Origin of the sequence: Nonomuraea aridisoli (genome assembly GCF_003236395.1) — a bacterium.
Lineage (GTDB): Bacteria > Actinomycetota > Actinomycetes > Streptosporangiales > Streptosporangiaceae > Nonomuraea > Nonomuraea aridisoli.
In genome coordinates, this window is record NZ_POUD01000222.1 from 1 (window position 1) to 15920 (window position 15920).

The 15920-nt window shown below is 69.9% G+C and carries 18 protein-coding genes; 5 read left to right on the forward strand and 13 right to left on the reverse strand.

Annotation, left to right across the window (positions count from 1 at the left end):
- Positions 1-104 precede the first annotated feature (104 nt).
- Positions 105-959: an alpha/beta fold hydrolase gene (locus tag C1J01_RS35890; protein WP_111183418.1), complete on the forward strand. Its 855-nt coding sequence runs from the start codon at positions 105-107 to the stop codon at positions 957-959.
- Positions 960-981: 22 nt separating this feature from the next.
- Positions 982-1773, forward strand: coding sequence for a MerR family transcriptional regulator (locus tag C1J01_RS35895; RefSeq protein ID WP_111183419.1), 792 nt, complete (start codon positions 982-984; stop codon positions 1771-1773).
- A gap of 379 nt (positions 1774-2152) precedes the next feature.
- On the opposite strand, the gene C1J01_RS35900 is transcribed toward C1J01_RS35895, so the two are convergent.
- A complete protein-coding gene (locus C1J01_RS35900) occupies positions 2153-2929 on the reverse strand; it encodes a DoxX family protein (protein WP_111183420.1) in 777 nt (258 codons plus the stop codon).
- A 120-nt stretch (positions 2930-3049) separates the two neighbouring features.
- Here C1J01_RS35900 and C1J01_RS35905 point away from each other — a divergent pair, with 120 nt between their 5' ends.
- Positions 3050-4195 carry an NADH-quinone oxidoreductase subunit D gene (locus C1J01_RS35905; RefSeq protein ID WP_111183421.1) on the forward strand — a complete coding sequence of 382 codons (1146 nt, stop codon included), beginning with the start codon at positions 3050-3052 and terminating at the stop codon, positions 4193-4195.
- Between the two features lie 51 nt (positions 4196-4246).
- Positions 4247-4432 (forward strand): hypothetical protein, encoded by a 186-nt coding sequence (locus C1J01_RS35910; protein ID WP_111183422.1) that lies wholly within the window; start codon positions 4247-4249, stop codon positions 4430-4432.
- Here C1J01_RS35910 and C1J01_RS35915 read toward each other — a convergent pair.
- The 11 genes from C1J01_RS35915 to dacB form a co-directional block, all read right to left on the reverse strand.
- Positions 4429-4887: a DUF3180 domain-containing protein gene (locus C1J01_RS35915; RefSeq protein ID WP_111183423.1), complete on the reverse strand. Its 459-nt coding sequence runs from the start codon at positions 4885-4887 to the stop codon at positions 4429-4431. The two genes, C1J01_RS35910 and C1J01_RS35915, sit on opposite strands and share 4 nt — an antisense overlap.
- Positions 4884-5387: a 2-amino-4-hydroxy-6-hydroxymethyldihydropteridine diphosphokinase gene (folK, locus tag C1J01_RS35920; protein ID WP_111183424.1), complete on the reverse strand. Its 504-nt coding sequence runs from the start codon at positions 5385-5387 to the stop codon at positions 4884-4886. Before folK ends, C1J01_RS35915 begins: the two co-directional genes overlap by 4 nt.
- Positions 5384-5749, reverse strand: coding sequence for a dihydroneopterin aldolase (gene folB, locus C1J01_RS35925; protein ID WP_438943169.1), 366 nt, complete (start codon positions 5747-5749; stop codon positions 5384-5386). The genes folK and folB overlap by 4 nt, the downstream gene beginning before the upstream one ends.
- Positions 5739-6185: a nuclear transport factor 2 family protein gene (locus C1J01_RS35930; RefSeq protein WP_111183426.1), complete on the reverse strand. Its 447-nt coding sequence runs from the start codon at positions 6183-6185 to the stop codon at positions 5739-5741. The genes folB and C1J01_RS35930 overlap by 11 nt, the downstream gene beginning before the upstream one ends.
- A complete protein-coding gene (gene folP / locus C1J01_RS35935) occupies positions 6182-7039 on the reverse strand; it encodes a dihydropteroate synthase (RefSeq protein ID WP_111183427.1) in 858 nt (285 codons plus the stop codon). Before folP ends, C1J01_RS35930 begins: the two co-directional genes overlap by 4 nt.
- A 59-nt stretch (positions 7040-7098) precedes the next feature.
- Complete coding sequence (gene folE, locus C1J01_RS35940) at positions 7099-7677, reverse strand: GTP cyclohydrolase I FolE (RefSeq protein WP_111183428.1); 579 nt, start codon at positions 7675-7677, stop codon at positions 7099-7101.
- Positions 7674-9671 (reverse strand): ATP-dependent zinc metalloprotease FtsH, encoded by a 1998-nt coding sequence (ftsH, locus tag C1J01_RS35945; protein WP_111183429.1) that lies wholly within the window; start codon positions 9669-9671, stop codon positions 7674-7676. Before ftsH ends, folE begins: the two co-directional genes overlap by 4 nt.
- A 236-nt stretch (positions 9672-9907) precedes the next feature.
- Entirely contained in the window at positions 9908-10459 is a 552-nt protein-coding gene (hpt, locus tag C1J01_RS35950) for a hypoxanthine phosphoribosyltransferase (protein WP_220040263.1), read from the reverse strand.
- 10 nt (positions 10460-10469) lie between these two features.
- Positions 10470-11474 (reverse strand): tRNA lysidine(34) synthetase TilS, encoded by a 1005-nt coding sequence (tilS, locus tag C1J01_RS35955; RefSeq protein ID WP_111183431.1) that lies wholly within the window; start codon positions 11472-11474, stop codon positions 10470-10472.
- Positions 11475-11522: 48 nt separating this feature from the next.
- Positions 11523-12599, reverse strand: coding sequence for a zinc-dependent metalloprotease (locus tag C1J01_RS35960; RefSeq protein ID WP_181449147.1), 1077 nt, complete (start codon positions 12597-12599; stop codon positions 11523-11525).
- Positions 12600-12643: 44 nt separating this feature from the next.
- The gene (dacB, locus tag C1J01_RS35965; protein WP_111183432.1) at positions 12644-14068 is read right to left on the reverse strand and encodes a D-alanyl-D-alanine carboxypeptidase/D-alanyl-D-alanine endopeptidase; all 1425 of its coding nucleotides are present in this window, start codon (positions 14066-14068) and stop codon (positions 12644-12646) included.
- Between the two features lie 84 nt (positions 14069-14152).
- Between dacB and C1J01_RS35970 the strand changes: the two genes are divergently transcribed.
- Positions 14153-14644 carry an inorganic diphosphatase gene (locus C1J01_RS35970; RefSeq protein ID WP_043615308.1) on the forward strand — a complete coding sequence of 164 codons (492 nt, stop codon included), beginning with the start codon at positions 14153-14155 and terminating at the stop codon, positions 14642-14644.
- A gap of 5 nt (positions 14645-14649) precedes the next feature.
- Here the strand turns inward: C1J01_RS35970 and C1J01_RS53250 are convergent, their stop codons facing one another.
- A complete protein-coding gene (locus C1J01_RS53250; RefSeq protein WP_181449148.1) occupies positions 14650-15750 on the reverse strand; it encodes a C40 family peptidase in 1101 nt (366 codons plus the stop codon).
- Positions 15751-15920: the final 170 nt, after the last annotated feature.

Sequence of the window (15920 nt, forward strand, 5' to 3'; positions counted from 1 at the left end):
GGGCACAGGACCTGGCCCGGAAGCCAGGTGGTCGCGGGGTGGGTGGACGTCATGTCGCCACACCGCTTGACCTTGACGCAGGGTCAAGCTCTCAGCATGGTGGCATGACCACGAGCACCAGTGCGGCCGATGGACTGCGCAAGTCGTACGACGAGCGCGCCGAGAAAGACGACAGGACAGTACGGCGCTTCACGATCCACCACGACGGCGTCACGATCCCGGTGTCTCGCGGCGGTCATGGCCGACCGCTGGTCCTGTGCCCTGGGCTGAACTCGACACAGGCCGGCCTGCGCGAGCTGATCCGGCTGCTGCGGCGCGACCACGACGTGGTGACCTTCGACCTGCGGGGCCACGGCCTCGCCTCGGCCGCCGACCGGTACTCCTTCGAGGGCTTTCTCGGCGATCTCGGCGCCGTGATGGCGGAGCTGGGAGACCTCGGCCTGCCCGCGGCGCCCGTGCTGGTGGGCTACTCGCTGGGCGCCGACCTGGCCGTGCACTACGCCTCCGAGCATCCTGACACCGTCGCCGAGCTCGTTCTCATCGACGGGGCGAACCCGGTGCCCGAACCGTTCATCACCGATGCCGTCCTGCCGGCGTTCCGCGCCATGTGGGCGGATCTGGCGACGCGGCAGGAGGCCGAGCGGGGCACCGCGCGCCAGGTGCTGCTCACCGCCCAGGAGATTCTCGGCCTGAACATCGAGATCGATGTGATTCGCTCCGAGATCCTCGACCGGTACGAGAAGATCGACCGGCCCATCAGCTTGATCATGTCGACCTCGATGGCCGGCGACAGCGGCGAAGGGCACGCGGCACGGTTCAACCAGAACTGGCGTGCCGGCGTCGAGCGGCTTGTCCGCGAGCACCCGCACATCACGACCACCTGGCTCGACGCCGACCACCAGTTGGTCTTCACCCATGCGCCGGACATCGCCCACATCATCCGGAGCGCGACTTCCTGAGCGACTCCTGGAGACTGGTCTGATGCTGACCATCGGCGAGCTGGCGTCGTACGCCGGAGTGACGGTGCGCGCGGTGCGGCACTACCACGCCAAGGGACTCCTGCCGGAGCCCGAGCGGGACCACTCCGGCTACCGCAGGTACGACGCGCGTGCCGTGGTCGAACTGATCAAGATCCGGACACTCGCCGAGGCCGGGGTCCCGCTGGCGCGGGTACGGGAACTGCTGCGGGCCGGGGAGGAGGAGTTCGCCGCGGCGATCGCGGACATCGACAGGCGGCTGCGGGCGGAGATCCGCGAACGGCAGCGGCACCGCGAGCGGATCGCCCGGCTCACCTCCGGTGACGGCCTGGCGCTGCCCCCTGAGGTGGTCGCGTATCTCGACCGGCTGCGGGCGCTGGGTATCGACGAACGAATCGTCCAGGCCGAGCGCGACGGCTGGATCCCGCTGGCCGCGCACTCGGCCGGGCGGGTCCCGGAGTGGATGGCACGCAAACGGGAGCAACTCGACGACCCGCGGCTCGTCGACTTCTACCGCACCCTGAGCCAGACCCTCGACCGAGCCGACGACGACCCGGAGCTGGTCGAGCTGGCCGACAAACTGGCCGCCTACATCACGCGCATGGCCGACGAGCGAGGCGACGACTACGTCGACGACACCGACATAGAGTCACCACTCGTCACACTGATGGACACGCTCGCATTCGACACCGTGCCACCCGCCCGCCGACTGATCGAACTACTAAGGCAACGAGGCTGGACCGGCTGGACCAAACTCAAACGCGTAAACCCCCCACCAGGTACGGCTCCCCGGTAATACCGCCACGGCCAGAAAGCCACCGCAACGCTGCAATCCGCCACCCGAACCCCGTACCTCCCCCAAAGGCACCCCAGCCACGGACGGCACGACGGAAACCACCCGGCGAACCCCGCGCCCCACAAAGACACCCAGCCACGGACCGCGAGCCGAAAACCACCCGGCGAACCCCGCACCCGCCACAAAGGGACCTCGCCCACGAGCGGTGAGCTGGAAGGGCACTCAGCCAGACCCCTACTGCCCCAAAGACACCCCAGTCACGGACGGCGAGACGGAAGAACACCCCGCCAGACCCACCCACCACAAAGGGACCTCTGCCAGGCGCGGTGGGGTGGAAGGGCACCAGGCCGTTGGGGTGGGCCCTTCCGGTCGCCGGTGGTTAGCGGTTTGGTGGTTTGCGGTGTTGGGGTGGTTCGTCGGCGATGAGGGCGTCGATGTCTCGCATGTCCTCGTCGCTGAGTTTGCTCCCTGAGCCTCGTTCCGATGGCTGGCGAGGGACCTTCGGGTGGTCGGTGGTGTCCTTGGGCTCGGCCGGCGTGGTGGGCTGGTCGGGTTCCGGGGCGCCGACCGGGCCGGCCGCCGTGGGGCCGGTGGTCCCGGTCGTGCCACCGGTCGTCGTGCCGCCCGGCGTGGTGCCGCCCGGCATGGTGGTGTCGCGCGGTTCGGTGTCGATCGTGTCGGTGTCGGTTCTGGTGCGGCTTGGGGTGTGGGCGGCCAGTTCGCGTTCCATCTCCTGGCGTTCCGAACGCCTGCGGAACATCGAGTGGAAAATGCCGTCCAAGCCGAGCCGCCCCCCGCCCAGCGCCAGGAACAGCAGGCAGAGCGCCCCCAGCGCACCCGCAAGCTCCCAACCGCCCTCCGAGACGAGGACACCCCGGTCCCAGTGCGTGAACACGATCGCGCCGAGCATGTTGACCAGCAACAGCAGCGCCACCGGCCGCACCAGCAGACCGAGGATCAACAGGACGCCGCCGATCATCTCGACCGCCATCGCGTACCCGGCGGCCAGGTCAGGCATCGGAATCCCCATTTCCGAAAAACCCTGAGCCGTGGCTCTGTGTCCGCCCTGCCATTTCTGCCAGCCGTGGGCCACGAAGATCACGCCAGTAGCGATCCGCGCGATGAGCGCGGCAATATCAAACACAACTCTCTTCATGGTGCTATCTCCCCCGTTCCCCGTATTCCTCCCCATGTCAGGCTTCGGGATGCGTTTCATGCCATCTCTTGACCATCCCCCGCGCTGGCCCGCCCACCGGGACGGTGGCAGCATGGCCGTATGACGGAACGCGTGGTGGGAATCGGCGCGGGCGCGAAAGAGCTGGCCACCGAGGACATGGTCCTCAACATCGGCCCGCAGCACCCATCCACCCACGGCGTGCTGCGGCTCCGGCTGACCCTCGACGGCGAACGCATCACCGCCGCAGAGCCGATCGTCGGCTACATGCACCGGGGCGCGGAGAAGTTGTTCGAGGTCCGCGACTACCGCCAGATCATCATGCTGGCCAACCGGCACGACTGGTTGTCGGGGTTCGCCAACGAGCTGGGCGTGGTGCTGGCCGCCGAACGCATGCTCGGCATGGAGCCCCCGGTGCGGGCCGTGTGGGCGCGTACGCTGCTGGCCGAGCTCAACCGGGTGCTCAACCACCTGATGTTCCTGGGCTCGTACCCGCTGGAGCTCGGCGCGATGACGCCGCTGTTCTACTCCTTCAACGAGCGCGAGCGCATCCAGGCCGTCATGGAGGAGATCTCCGGCGGGCGCATGCACTACATGTTCAACCGCGTCGGCGGCCTGAAGGAGGACCTGCCGTACGGCTGGCTCGACCGGGTGTCGGAGGCGGTCGGCGAGACCCGCCGCCGCGTGCCCGACATCGAGGATCTCATCCTGCACAACGAAATCTTCATCGCCCGCACGAAGGGCGTCGGCGTGGTCACCCGCGAGCAGATCATGCAGTACGGCGTCAGCGGCCCCATCGCCCGCGCCTCCGGCGTCGACTTCGACCTACGCCGCGACGAGCCGTACCTGGCCTATCCCGAGCTGCCGGTGAAGGTCGTCACCCGGAGCGCCGGCGACTGCCGGGCCCGCTTCGAGGTGCTGTTCGACCAGCTCAAGGTCTCGCTCGACCTGGCCGACGCCTGCGTGGAGAAGCTGCGCTCACTCCCGCCCGGCCCGATCAACCAGCGGCTGCCGAAGGTGCTCAAGGTCCCCGAGGGCCACACGTACGCGTGGACGGAGAACCCGCTCGGCATCAACGGCTACTACCTGGTCTCGAAGGGCGACAAGACGCCGTGGCGGCTGAAGCTGCGCTCGGCGTCGTACAGCAACATCCAGGTGCTGCGCGAGATGTTGCCCGGACACCTGGTCGCCGACATGGTGGCCATCCTGGGCTCGATGTTCTTCGTCGTGGGCGACATAGACAAGTGACGGCGAGTAAACCCGGGACAGGGGCGCCGGCGGGTCCATAAGCTCAGGGTCATGGCTGACATCGCCTTCCGGGCCAACGCCGAAGACGAGCGGATCATCCGTGCCGCCCTGCGGGAAGGCGAGCGGCCCAGCGACGTCCTGCGCCGCGCGCTGCGCCTGCTGCAACGCGACATGTGGCACGATCGCCTGCGCCGCGGCTCCCGCCCGGCCGCCGAGGGACTGCCCGAAGAGCACTAGTCGCGCTGGTCGGCCTCGTCCTGCTCCTTGGGGATGCGGCAGGAGTGCTCCAGGTAGAGGGCGGCGCAGACGAGCGCCACACACGACACGAACGACCCCGTCGCGACGAAGAACTCCGTACGCGGCGTGTCACGGTCGAGCAGCTGCACCGTGTAGAGGGCGAACCCGGCGAACAACCCGCCGAACCCGGCCCCCGCGTACGCCGACGCCTTGGCCAGCGCCGCGAGGCGGGCCACGGCCAGCGGCTCCACCGGCTTGGTGCCGGGCTTCCTGGCGATGCGCGCCTTGGTCACCCAAGCGCTGTAGGCCTCACCGATGGCGAGCAGCAGCACGGTGGGGATCGCCGTCCAGGGCATGAGGGGAAGGTCGGCGTAGACCCGCGAGATCACCGCCCACGCGACCAGGGCGACGACAATCAGGACTCCGACGAGGTGACCGGGATGTGTGGGCTTCAATCGGGCCTCTGCAGCTTCAGGTCGTCGCGCAGGCGTACCCCCTGGCGATCGAGCCCCGCCGCAAGCTCCGCCACCCGGCCGTGTCCGGGCAGCACGCCCTCGGGGTCGACCGCCGCCCACGGCACCAGCACGAACGCGCGCTCGTGTGCCCGGGGGTGAGGCAGCGTGAGATCGGGGTCGTCGCAGACGGTGTCGCCCACCACGATCAGGTCGATGTCGAGGGTACGCGGCCCCCACCGCTCCTCGCGGACGCGGCCGAAGGCGTTCTCCACGCTCTGCGCCCGCTCCAGCAGCGTACGCGGCTCCAGGGTGGTCTCCGCGATCACGATCGCGTTCAGGTACGGCCGCTGCCCGCCGGGGCCGCCGACGGGGTCGGTCTCGTAGACGGGGGACGCCTTGACGAATTCGAGCCCCGGCGCGTCGAACAACGTGTCCACGGCACCCTGCAACGTCTGGAACCGGTTGCCCAGGTTGCCGCCGAGAGACAGGACCACCTTCATGCGCGGCTCCGCTCGATCGTCACGACCACGTCGTCGAACGGCAGCGGGATGGGCGCCGCCGGTTTGTGCACGCTCACCTCGACCCGCTGCACCAGCTCGCCGGCCAGGCACACGTCGGCCAGCCGCTGCGCCAGCGTCTCGATGAGCTGAACGGGCTCGCCTTCCACGACCTCGGCCAGCGCCTGGGCCAGCTCCCCGTAGTGGACGGTCTTGGTGAGGTCGTCGCCGGCCGCGGCCGGCGCGGTGTCGAGGAACAGCGTCGCGTCGACGACGAACTCCTGCCCGAGCTCCCGCTCGGCAGCGAGCACGCCATGCCTCCCGCGGGCCCGCAGGCCCTTGAGGGTGATGCGATCAGCGCTCAAGCTCGCCTTCCTCCTCATCGTCGTCGTCACCCTGGAGCACCGGCGAACCGTGGTGCATCCACAGCCGCCAGCCCTGGGGGGTGCGGACGTAGACGTTGCTGGCCACCACCTTCCCCGCGGCGAAGCTGGCCTCACCCTCCTCCCCAGCGGTCAGGATGTTCTCGACACAGGTCAGCACGGCCACGTCGCCCAGCACGGTCGTGTTGACGTCGGTCAGCACGAACTGGATGTAGGTGGTGTTGGCCATGATCAGCGCCCACGAGCGCAGCACCTCGGAGCGGCCCTGGAGGAGGGTCCAGCCGGGATGGACGCAGGTCACCTGGTCGTCAGGGGAGTCCTCGGCCCAGATCTCCGTCATCTTGTCGAGGTCGCCGCTCTCGATGGCGGCGTAGAACTCCTGGTTGACCGTCTCGATGGCTGCGGTGTCGACGCTCATCTGCCTGCTCCGGCTCTCTTCCATGCCGCGGCCACGCGAACCGCATCGGCGTTGGGGGCCACCTTGTGGACGCGTACGCACCACGCTCCCGCGTGCGCCGCCAGCGCCGTCACGGCCGTCGTGGCGTCGTCACTACGGTCGAACGGCCGTGGCGTGCCGTCGGGGCCGGCCAGCAGCCGCCCCAGGAAACGTTTGCGGGACGCGCCGATGAGCAGCGGATAGCCCAGCTCGGCCAGCGTGGGGATGCCGGCCAGCACGGCCCAGTTGTGCTCGGCGTTCTTCGCGAAGCCGAGGCCGGGGTCGAGGACGATCTGCGCCTCCGTCACGCCTTCCGCGAGCACGAGGTCGACCCGCTTGCTGAGCTCGGCGCAGACCTCCGCCACCACGTCCTGGTAGACGGCGCGGGACTGCATGTCACGGCTGTGGCCGCGCCAGTGCATCACGACGTAGGTGACTCCGGTCTCGGCGACCACGCGCGGCATCTCGGGATCGGCCAGGCCGCCGCTCACGTCGTTGACGATCTTGGCGCCGGCCTCGACCGCGGCCCTGGCGACCTCGGCGCGCATCGTGTCGACGCTGACCACCACGCCCTGGGAGCTCAGCGCCCTGACCACCGGGACGACCCGGGCCAGCTCCTCCTCCAGGGAGACGCGCGCCGCGCCGGGGCGGGTGGACTCGCCGCCCACGTCGACGATGTCGGCACCCTCTCCGACCAGGTCAAGGCCGTGCCGGATGGCGACCGCCTCGTCGAACCACATGCCGCCGTCGGAGAACGAATCGGGTGTCACGTTGACCACACCCATGACGAGGCACCGATCCGCACCTCCCGGCACGTTGATGGGCACGCTAGTCATGGGTGCAAGCCTAGGCGCTTCCCCATACGTCTTGACATCGTGGGTACCTCGTTCGGTCGTCACCGGCCCAGGATCAGCGCCATCGCCTCGGCTCGTGTCTTGTCACTCGTGCGGAAGTCGCCGCGCACCGCCGAGGTCACCGTCTTGGCGCCCGGCTTGCGCACGCCCCGCATGGTCATGCAGAGGTGTTCGGCCTCGACCACCACGATGACCCCGCGCGGCTCCAGCACCCGCATGAGGGCGTCGGCGATCTGCGAGGTCATGCGCTCCTGGACCTGCGGGCGGCGCGCGTACACGTCGACCAGACGGGCCAGCTTCGACAGGCCGGTCACCTGGCCGCGCGCGTTGGGGATGTACCCCACGTGCGCCAGCCCGTGGAACGGCACCAGGTGGTGCTCACACGTGGAGTAGACCTCGATGTCCTTGACGAGCACCATCTCGTCGTGGTCGACGTCGAAGACCTTGGTGAGCACCTGCTCCGGCGTCTGGCCGAGCCCGGAGTACTGCTCGGCCATCGCGCGGGCGACCCGGGCCGGCGTCTCGATCAGGCCGTCACGGTCGGGATCCTCGCCGATGGCGTACAAGATCTCGCGGACGGCCTTCTCGATACGTGCCAGATCGACATCGTGGTGCGTCACGCAGAGTCCCCAGACGGCAAAGCCTCCTGGTGCCCCCCGGTGAGCGAGCCGTTGGCCGACTGCTTCTCCTTGGGGGTCAGGATCGGCGGGCGGTCCGACGGGAGCCGCTTGCCGTAGCCCGCGTAGGACGGGCGGTGTTCCTTGACGACCACCGGGGCGAAGATCTCGAGCACCTGCTGGCGGGAGAGGGTCTCCTTCTCCATGAGCTCCAGCACGAGGTTGTCGAGCACGTCACGGTATTGGACCAGGATGTCCCAGGCCTGGTCGTGCGCCGTCTCGATCATCCGGCGGACCTCCTCGTCGATCGTGGAGGCGATCTTCTCGGAGTAGTCGCGCTCGTGACCCATCTCGCGGCCGAGGAAGACCTCCGCCTGACCGGTGCCGAACTTGCGGGCGCCGAGCGCCTCGCTCATGCCGTATTCGGTCACCATGCGCCGGGCGACGGCGGTGGCCTTCTCGATGTCGTTGGAGGCGCCGGTGGTGGGCTCGTGGAAGACGAGCTCCTCCGCCGCGCGGCCGCCGAGCAGCATCGCGAGCTGGTCCATCATCTCGGACCTGGTGGCCAGGAACTTGTCCTCCATCGGCAGCGTCATCGTGTAACCGAGGGCGCGGCCGCGGGACAGGATCGTGATCTTGTGGACCGGGTCGGAGTTGGGCAGCGCGTGCGCCACCAGTGCGTGACCGCCTTCGTGGTAGGCGATCATCTTCTTCTCCTTGTCGGACATGACCCGCGTCTTGCGCTCGGGCCCTGCCATGACACGGTCGATCGACTCCTCGAGGACCTCCATCGTGATCAGCTTCTGGTCGGCCCGCGCGGTGAGCAGGGCCGCCTCGTTGATCACGTTGGCCAGGTCGGCGCCAGTGAACCCGGGGGTGCGGCGCGCGATGACGTCGAGGTCGACGTCGGGCGAGAACGGCTTGCCGCGGCCGTGGACCTTGAGGATGCCCTTGCGGCCCTCGAGGTCGGGACGGTCGACGGTGACCTGCCGGTCGAACCGGCCGGGACGCAGCAGCGCCGGGTCGAGGATGTCGGGCCGGTTGGTCGCCGCGATGAGGATCACGCCGCCCTTGACGTCGAAGCCGTCCATCTCGACGAGCAGCTGGTTGAGCGTCTGCTCGCGCTCGTCGTGACCGCCGCCCAGGCCGGCGCCGCGGTGGCGGCCGACGGCGTCGATCTCGTCGATGAAGATGATCGCCGGGGCGTTCGCCTTGGCCTGCTCGAACAGGTCGCGCACACGGGAGGCGCCGACACCCACGAACATCTCGACGAAGTCGGAGCCGGAGATCGAGTAGAACGGCACGCCGGCCTCACCGGCGACGGCGCGCGCCAGCAGCGTCTTACCGGTGCCGGGCGGGCCGTACAGGAGCACGCCCTTGGGGATCTTGGCGCCGATCGCCTGGAACTTGGCCGGGGCCTGCAGGAACTCCTTGATCTCCTGGAGCTCCTCGATGGCCTCGTCGGCGCCGGCGACGTCGGCGAACGTGGTCTTGGGGGTGTCTTTGGTGATGAGCTTGGCCTTGGACTTGCCGAAGTTCATCACACGCGAGCCGCCGCCCTGCATCTGGTTCATGATGAACAGGAAGAGCAGCACGATGATGACGATCGGCAGGAAGCTCACCAGCAGGCTGACCAGGATGTTGTCCTGGGGCACCTCGGTGGTGAAGCTCTTCGTCTTGCCGGCGTCGACCTGAGCCTGCAGCTCGTCGGTCAGCTTGCTGCCGTAGCCGGTGACCCAGTCGGACTGGATCAGCTTGGTCGGTGCGTCGCCAGGCTTGACCGAGACCGGGTTGGTGAGGGTCACCTCGATCCGGTTGTCCTTGTCGACGATCTTGGCGTTGCTGACGTTTCCGGCGCGAATCTGCTGAAGGACCAAGGACGTGTCGGCCGTCTTGTAATTTCCGCCGCCACCGAACAACTGCGTGACGAGCAGGAGCAGCACGACGATGCCCAGGATCCACAGCAGTGGCCCACGTGTAAATCGCTTGAGATCCATCCGATGCGGAACCCCTTGCGGGCCCGTCCCTTCCTGACCATGGCCTGGAACCCCGGGCTGGCCCGGGGCCGCGGCATCCGGCACCGCGACTTCTGACTACCCGAAGGCGACACGCGGTCACCCTCCAGATGTCTGAAGGTACACCGGCAGAGCGCACGGAGGGACCCGCCCGCTACACCGGCCTTGCCCTTTCAACGTACGTCACGTTGCGCGGTGTTCCCGGCCATGTGCGAACGCTACTGATAAACGTGCGGAGCCAGGGTGCCGATGAAGGGCAGGTTGCGGTATCGCTCCGCGTAGTCGAGCCCATAACCGATGACGAACTCGTTGGGAATGTCGAAGCCCACATATTTGACGTCGATGGGCACCTTCACCGCGTCAGGTTTGCGTAGCGCGGTGCAGATCTCCAGCGAGGCGGGATTGCGCGACTTCAGGTTTTCCAGCAGCCAGTGCAGGGTGAGACCGGAGTCGATGATGTCCTCGACGATCAGCACGTGGCGGTTCAAGATGTCGGTGTCGAGGTCTTTCAACACGCGCACGACGCCGGACGACTTGGTGCCCGCGCCGTAGGACGACACCGCCATCCAGTCCATCTGCACCGGCACGTGCAACGCCCTCGCCAGGTCTGCCATCACCATGACGGCGCCCTTCAGCACCCCCACGAGCAGGACGTCCTTGCCCGCGTAGTCCTCGTCGATCCGGGCGGCCAGCTCTTTGATCTTGCCCTGGAGCTCGGCCTCGGGGATGAGGACCTTCTCGAGGTCGTGGCCCATGTCGGCAGCGTCCACCTGTGGTTCCTTACGCGATGGGACTGATGGCGAGTATCAGGGTGCCATACCGCCGCACAGCGGTCAGACCCCCGGGCAGGTCAACGGCCTTCTGCCCGTGCCACCGCGTGACCAGCCGGTCCACGGCCAGCACGTGGGTCGCGAAGAGCGCCCCGGACGGAGCCCCGGCGGCGAGGGCCGCGCGCCGCAGGACCCGCCGCCTGACGGCGTCGGGCAGTGTCTCCAGCTCGGCCACGCTCAGCTCCACCGGCTTCCCGGCCGCGCCGATATCGCTTAGAGCGCAATTCTGGTACGCGGATTCGGCCCACTCGTCGAGGGCGTCGGCGTCCTCGCGGGCCATATTCGCGGTCCTGGCGAGCGCTTCGGCCACCCCCGGGCCGAGCTCGGCCTCCAGCACGGGCAGCACCCTGCGCCGGACGCGCACCCGGGTGAAGCGGGGGTCGTCGTTGTGGGGGTCGTCCCACGGGTCGAGGCCGAGGGCCGCGCAGGCGGCGACCGTGGTGGCGCGGGGCAGGCCGAGGAACGGACGGCGGTAGCGGCCGGTGACGGCGGCCATGCCGGACAACGACCTCGGGCCGCTCCCCCTGGCCAGGCCCAGCAGGACGGTCTCGGCCTGGTCGTCCCTGGTGTGGCCGAGCAGCACGGCGCCGGCGCCGAGCCGGTCGGCGGCCTCGGCGAGCGCGGCGTAGCGGGCCTCGCGCGCCGCCGCCTCCGGCCCGCCGGCGGCGCCGACCGTGACGGTGAGCACCTCGGCGGGGTCGAGGCCGAGGTCGCGAGAGCCGATCTCGGCGACCGTACGGGCCCGCTCGGCGGATCCCGCCTGCAGCCGGTGGTCGACGGTGAGCAGGCCGCCGCGCAGGCCCATGCGGGCCGCGACGAAGCCCAGCGCCGCGGCCAGCGCCAGCGAGTCTGCGCCGCCGCTGCACGCCGCCAGCACCAGCGCGTCGCGCTGGACGTCGGCCAGCGCCTCACGCACGGCCCTGCGCACGTCGGCTACGGCTGGATGCGGCCCCACGCCTGCATTCTCCCGCACCTGCGGCGGCCGCCCGCCCGGGCGGGCGGGTCAGGCCGGGAGCGCGGGAGTGCCGATGACGCGGTCGATCCAGGACGTCGGGTCGGAGATCTCCTGATGCGTCGGGAGGGTCTGCGGTGACGTCCAGATCCTGTTGAAGCCGTCCATGCCGACGCGGTCCACGACCGTGCGGACGAACGCGGAGCCCTCGGCGTACTGCTTCATCTTGAGCTCGATGCCGAGCAGGCGGCGGACGGTGCGGTCGAGGCGGGAGCCGCCCTCGCGGCGCTGGGCGAACTTGGCGCGGATGTCGGCCACCGAGGGCACCACCGACGGGCCCACCGCGTCCATCACGTAGTCGCCGTGGCCCTCGACCAGGGTCATCACGGCGGTCAGCCGGTCGAGGATCTCCTTCTGGTGGGGCGACTGGATGACGTCGATGAGGTTGCCCTCGCCGCCCCGCACCACGTCGGCGACGGTGTCGGCGGCGTTGCGCAGGCGCTCGAGCAGGGTGGGCAGGTCGAGGTCGGAGGCGAGCAGGAACTCGGTCATCTGCCCGCGGACGTATTCGCGCAGCCACGGCACGCCGGTGAACTGCACCCGGTGGGTCTCTTCGTGCAGGCAGACCCACAGGCGGAAGTCGTGGGGATTCACGCCCATCTCGCGCTCGGCGTGCACGATGTTGGGCGCGACCAGCGTCAGCCGGCCGGCCGGCTCCTGCCCCGTGGGGTCGGGCGGCAGGAACAGCTCGTACTGCCCCAGCACCCGCGAGGCGAGGAAGGCGAGCACGGCCCCGACCTCGACGCCCGTGATGCGGGAGCCCACGGCCGAGACGATGGCCGGCGGTGGGTTGGTGCTGTTGCCCATGCGCTGCGTCAGCGGCTCGAGCACCACACGGAAGCCCTCGACGTTGGCCCTGATCCAGCCGGGCCGGTCGACGATCGTCGCCGTCTGCGGCGCCGTGTCGGTGTGAATCTTGGTGAACTCGCGCACGTGGCCCTCGGCCTCGCGCGACAGGGTGCGGAGCTCGGTGACGGCCTGCCTGGCCTCCTCCCGGCTCACCTGAGGACCGGGGCGCACCAGGCGCGTGCCGGTCGTGACGGCCAGATCCCAGTCGATCACCTGCATAACGTCCACCGTACGTGCTCGGAGGTAAAGCCGCGAAGGCCCGCTCAGGAGGAACGCGACACGATGGCCGCCAGCCGGTCGAGCACGGGCTCGGCGTTGACCGGCACACGGTCGGCCATGAACGCGAACGTGACCAGCCGCCCGTCCTTCGTCGTGGCCAGGCCGGCGAGCGTGTTGACGTGGTTGAGCGTGCCGGTCTTGGCGCGTACGAGGCCGACCTGGTCCTTGCTGTCGCCGGAGGTGAACCGGCTGCCGTTGCCGAGCGTGCCGGAGAAGCCCGCGATCGGCATGCCGGAGGCGACGGCGTGCAGCCGGGGATGTTGCGGCGAGCCCGCCATGGCGATGACCTGGGCCAGCGTGCTCGGGGCGATCTGGTTGCGGATGGACAGGCCGCTGCCGTCGGAGAGCGCGACCGGCTGCGTGACGCCGAGGCGGCGCAACACGGTGTTCACGGCCTTGGCGCCGCCCGCGAACGACGCCTCCTGGCCCTCCTTGATGGCGGTGTGCCGCAGCAGGGCCTCGGCGAAGTCGTTGTCGCTGCGCGTGAGGGTGTGCTCGACCAGGGCGTAGAGGGGCGCCGACTCGACCCGGGCCAGCTCGGCGGCCCCGGCGGGCGCCTTGGCCGGGCGTACGGAGCCCGACACCTTGATGCCCCGCTTGGCCAGCTGCCCGGCGAAGGCCTCGGCGGCGTGCTCGGCCGGGTCGGAGACGCGGGGCCTGTTGGAGCGCGGGTCCTGCCGGCCCTCGTCGATGGCCAGGGCGGAGACGGGCGCGACCTCGCCGTCGGGGATGTAGTTCGGCTTCCACCCGGCGGCCTTCGCCGGACCGACAAAGAGCGATGCGTCGTAAGAAAGCGTGATTTTTTGAACGCCCTGTTTTTTGAGCGCGGCCGCCGTACGAGCTGCCAAGACGCTCAGACCGGCCTGCTTCGGGTACGTCGGCTTGGCCGACGGCCCGGCGAGCATCGGGTCGCCGCCGCCGACGAGGACGATCGCCCCGGGCTTCCCGCCCTGGACCACCCGGGTGGCCAGCTTGGTGTCGGGGCCGAGCGAGGCCAGCGCGGCGGCGCAGACCACCACCTTGGTCGTCGAGGCCGGCGTGACCGCCACGTCGGGATTGACCCCGAAGAGCCGCTCCCCGGTCACCGTGTCGATCACCACGGCGCCCACCCGATCACCCAGCGCCCGGTCCCCCACCGCGTCGGTGAGCTGCCGCGTCAAAGTACTCTTAGTCGGGAGAGGTCCGTCTCCGGACTTCGCCGGAAGCCGGGCCAGCACAGGCCCGGAGGTGACCACGGGGACGGGGGAAGCTTCCGCCGGGGACGACGCCGTCGGCCCGGTCGGTGAGGCCCCGCCCGTCAGGGTGGCCAGACTGAAACCGGTGGCCATCGCGTAGATCGCGATGGCGATCGTCACCGTCTGGAGCACGACGAGCGTGGTCAGCATCACCCACCGGTCGCGCCGCGCCACGTCGCCTGCCCTCTCTCCTGTGTTCGCCTACGAGACATTAACGCCCAGCCGGGGGTTCCCGGGGGCCTGAGCGGAGGAACCGCGGTGGAGTTCGACGTTGTCGTTGAGATTCCCAAGGGGCAACGGAACAAGTACGAAGTGGACCACGAAACCGGAAAGATCAGGCTCGACCGGTTGCTGTTCACCTCCACGCAGTACCCCGCCGACTACGGCTTCATCGAGAACACCCTCGGCGAGGACGGCGACCCGCTCGACGCGCTGGTGCTGCTCCAGGAGCCGACGTTCCCGGGCTGCTACATCACGTGCCGCGCGGTGGGGATGTTCCGGATGACCGACGAGAAGGGCGGCGACGACAAGGTCCTGTGCGTCCCGTCCACCGACCCGCGGATGCACCACATCCAGGACATCCACCACGTCTCCGAGTTCGACCGGCTGGAGATCCAGCACTTCTTCGAGGTCTACAAGGACCTCGAGCCCGGCAAGTCGGTCGAGGGCGCCAACTGGGTCGGGCGCATCGAGGCCGAGGCCGAGATCGAGCGCTCGTTCCGGCGCGCCAAGGAGGAGGGTCACCACTGACCTCCTCAGCGGGGCCTGGTGGCGCCCACCAGGTCCCCGCGCCAGATCGAGGCCACCCGCACCACGTCGCCGGTCTGCGGGGCGTGCACCATCTGGCCGCGCCCGACGTAGATGCCGACGTGGTGGATCGCCGACGGGTCGGCGGTGTGGCCGAAGAACAACAGGTCGCCGCGGCGTAGCTGGTCGAGCGGCACGCGCGGGCCCGAGGTCCACTGCGTGCCGGTCCAGTGGTCGAGGCGCACCCCGGCCCGCTCCCAGGCCCGCATGGTCAGCCCCGAGCAGTCGTAGGAGCCGGGGCCGTCGGCCGCCCACACGTACGGCTTGCCGAGCTGGGTGAGCGCCCAGTTCGCGGCCACGTCGCCCATGGCCGAGCCGCCGGTGATCAGTCCCCGCGCGGCGGCGGCCCGCTTCCTGGCCAGCAGCTCGGCGCGGGTGCGGGCGGCGTCCACCTTGCGCTGGAGCCGGTCCTTGCGCACGCGCAGGGCCCTGGTCTCGCGGAGCTGCCTGGCCACGGCCTCCCCGGCGGCGGCCTTGGCCAGCCGGGCGCGTTCGGCGGCCGCCCGCTGGGCCGCGTGGGCATTGGCCGCCTGCGCCCGCAGGATCGCCGCGACCTCCTGCGCGTCGCGCATGTTGCGCAGCAGCGCGGAGCGTTCGCTCCTGAGGTGTCCGAGCATGCCCGCCCGGTGCAGGAAACCGTCCGTGCCGCCCTGGTCGAGGATCATGCCGACCAGCGGCTTCATCAGGCCGAGGCCGCCGTGGTCGTCGGTGGCCAGCAGGGCGACGTCCTGGCGGACCCGTTCGACCTCGGCGTCGGCCGCCACCAGCCGGGCCTGCGCCTGCGCGCGGGCCTCCTCCGCCTGCCGGAGCCTGACCCGCTCCCCGTTGTACGCCTCCACCAGCCGCCCCGCCTCGGCCGCCAGCTCGTCCAGCCGGGCCTGGGCCGTGGCCAGCGCGGCGTTCGTCCGGCCCAGCTCCTTCGACCGCTCGCGTACGGTCTGGCGGGCCCGTTCTACCTCGCGCGAGGACGGGCGCGGCTCGGCCACGACCGGTGGGCAGTGACCCACGAGCAAGCAGGCCGCGAGGAGCCCGGCCCGAAGTGCACGCATAGGTCCCCCCGACCACAGATGGTTACTCCATGCACACAGTTCCCGCCCATACGCTCACGTAACGTGGTCAACGCGACCCTGAACAGCTGTTGGGGGAGCTCAGCCCGTGGAGCCCGACGGGTTCGGCTGGCCGGCCGGGGGCGGCGCGGGCTGCGGCGGCGTGGTGGGCT

Bases quoted from the DNA above. Each gene is read 5' to 3' on its own strand.
- C1J01_RS35890 (WP_111183418.1), top strand. From the start codon at position 105: ATGACCACGAGCACCAGTGCGGCCGATGGACTGCGCAAGTCGTACGAC.
- C1J01_RS35895 (WP_111183419.1), top strand. From the start codon at position 982: ATGCTGACCATCGGCGAGCTGGCGTCGTACGCCGGAGTGACGGTGCGC.
- C1J01_RS35900 (WP_111183420.1), bottom strand. From the start codon at position 2,929: ATGAAGAGAGTTGTGTTTGATATTGCCGCGCTCATCGCGCGGATCGCT.
- C1J01_RS35905 (WP_111183421.1), top strand. From the start codon at position 3,050: ATGACGGAACGCGTGGTGGGAATCGGCGCGGGCGCGAAAGAGCTGGCC.
- C1J01_RS35910 (WP_111183422.1), top strand. From the start codon at position 4,247: ATGGCTGACATCGCCTTCCGGGCCAACGCCGAAGACGAGCGGATCATC.
- folK (WP_111183424.1), bottom strand. From the start codon at position 5,387: ATGAAGGTGGTCCTGTCTCTCGGCGGCAACCTGGGCAACCGGTTCCAG.
- C1J01_RS35930 (WP_111183426.1), bottom strand. From the start codon at position 6,185: ATGAGCGTCGACACCGCAGCCATCGAGACGGTCAACCAGGAGTTCTAC.
- folP (WP_111183427.1), bottom strand. From the start codon at position 7,039: ATGACTAGCGTGCCCATCAACGTGCCGGGAGGTGCGGATCGGTGCCTC.
- ftsH (WP_111183429.1), bottom strand. From the start codon at position 9,671: ATGGATCTCAAGCGATTTACACGTGGGCCACTGCTGTGGATCCTGGGC.
- C1J01_RS35960 (WP_181449147.1), bottom strand. From the start codon at position 12,599: ATGCAGGTGATCGACTGGGATCTGGCCGTCACGACCGGCACGCGCCTG.
- C1J01_RS53250 (WP_181449148.1), bottom strand. From the start codon at position 15,750: ATGCGTGCACTTCGGGCCGGGCTCCTCGCGGCCTGCTTGCTCGTGGGT.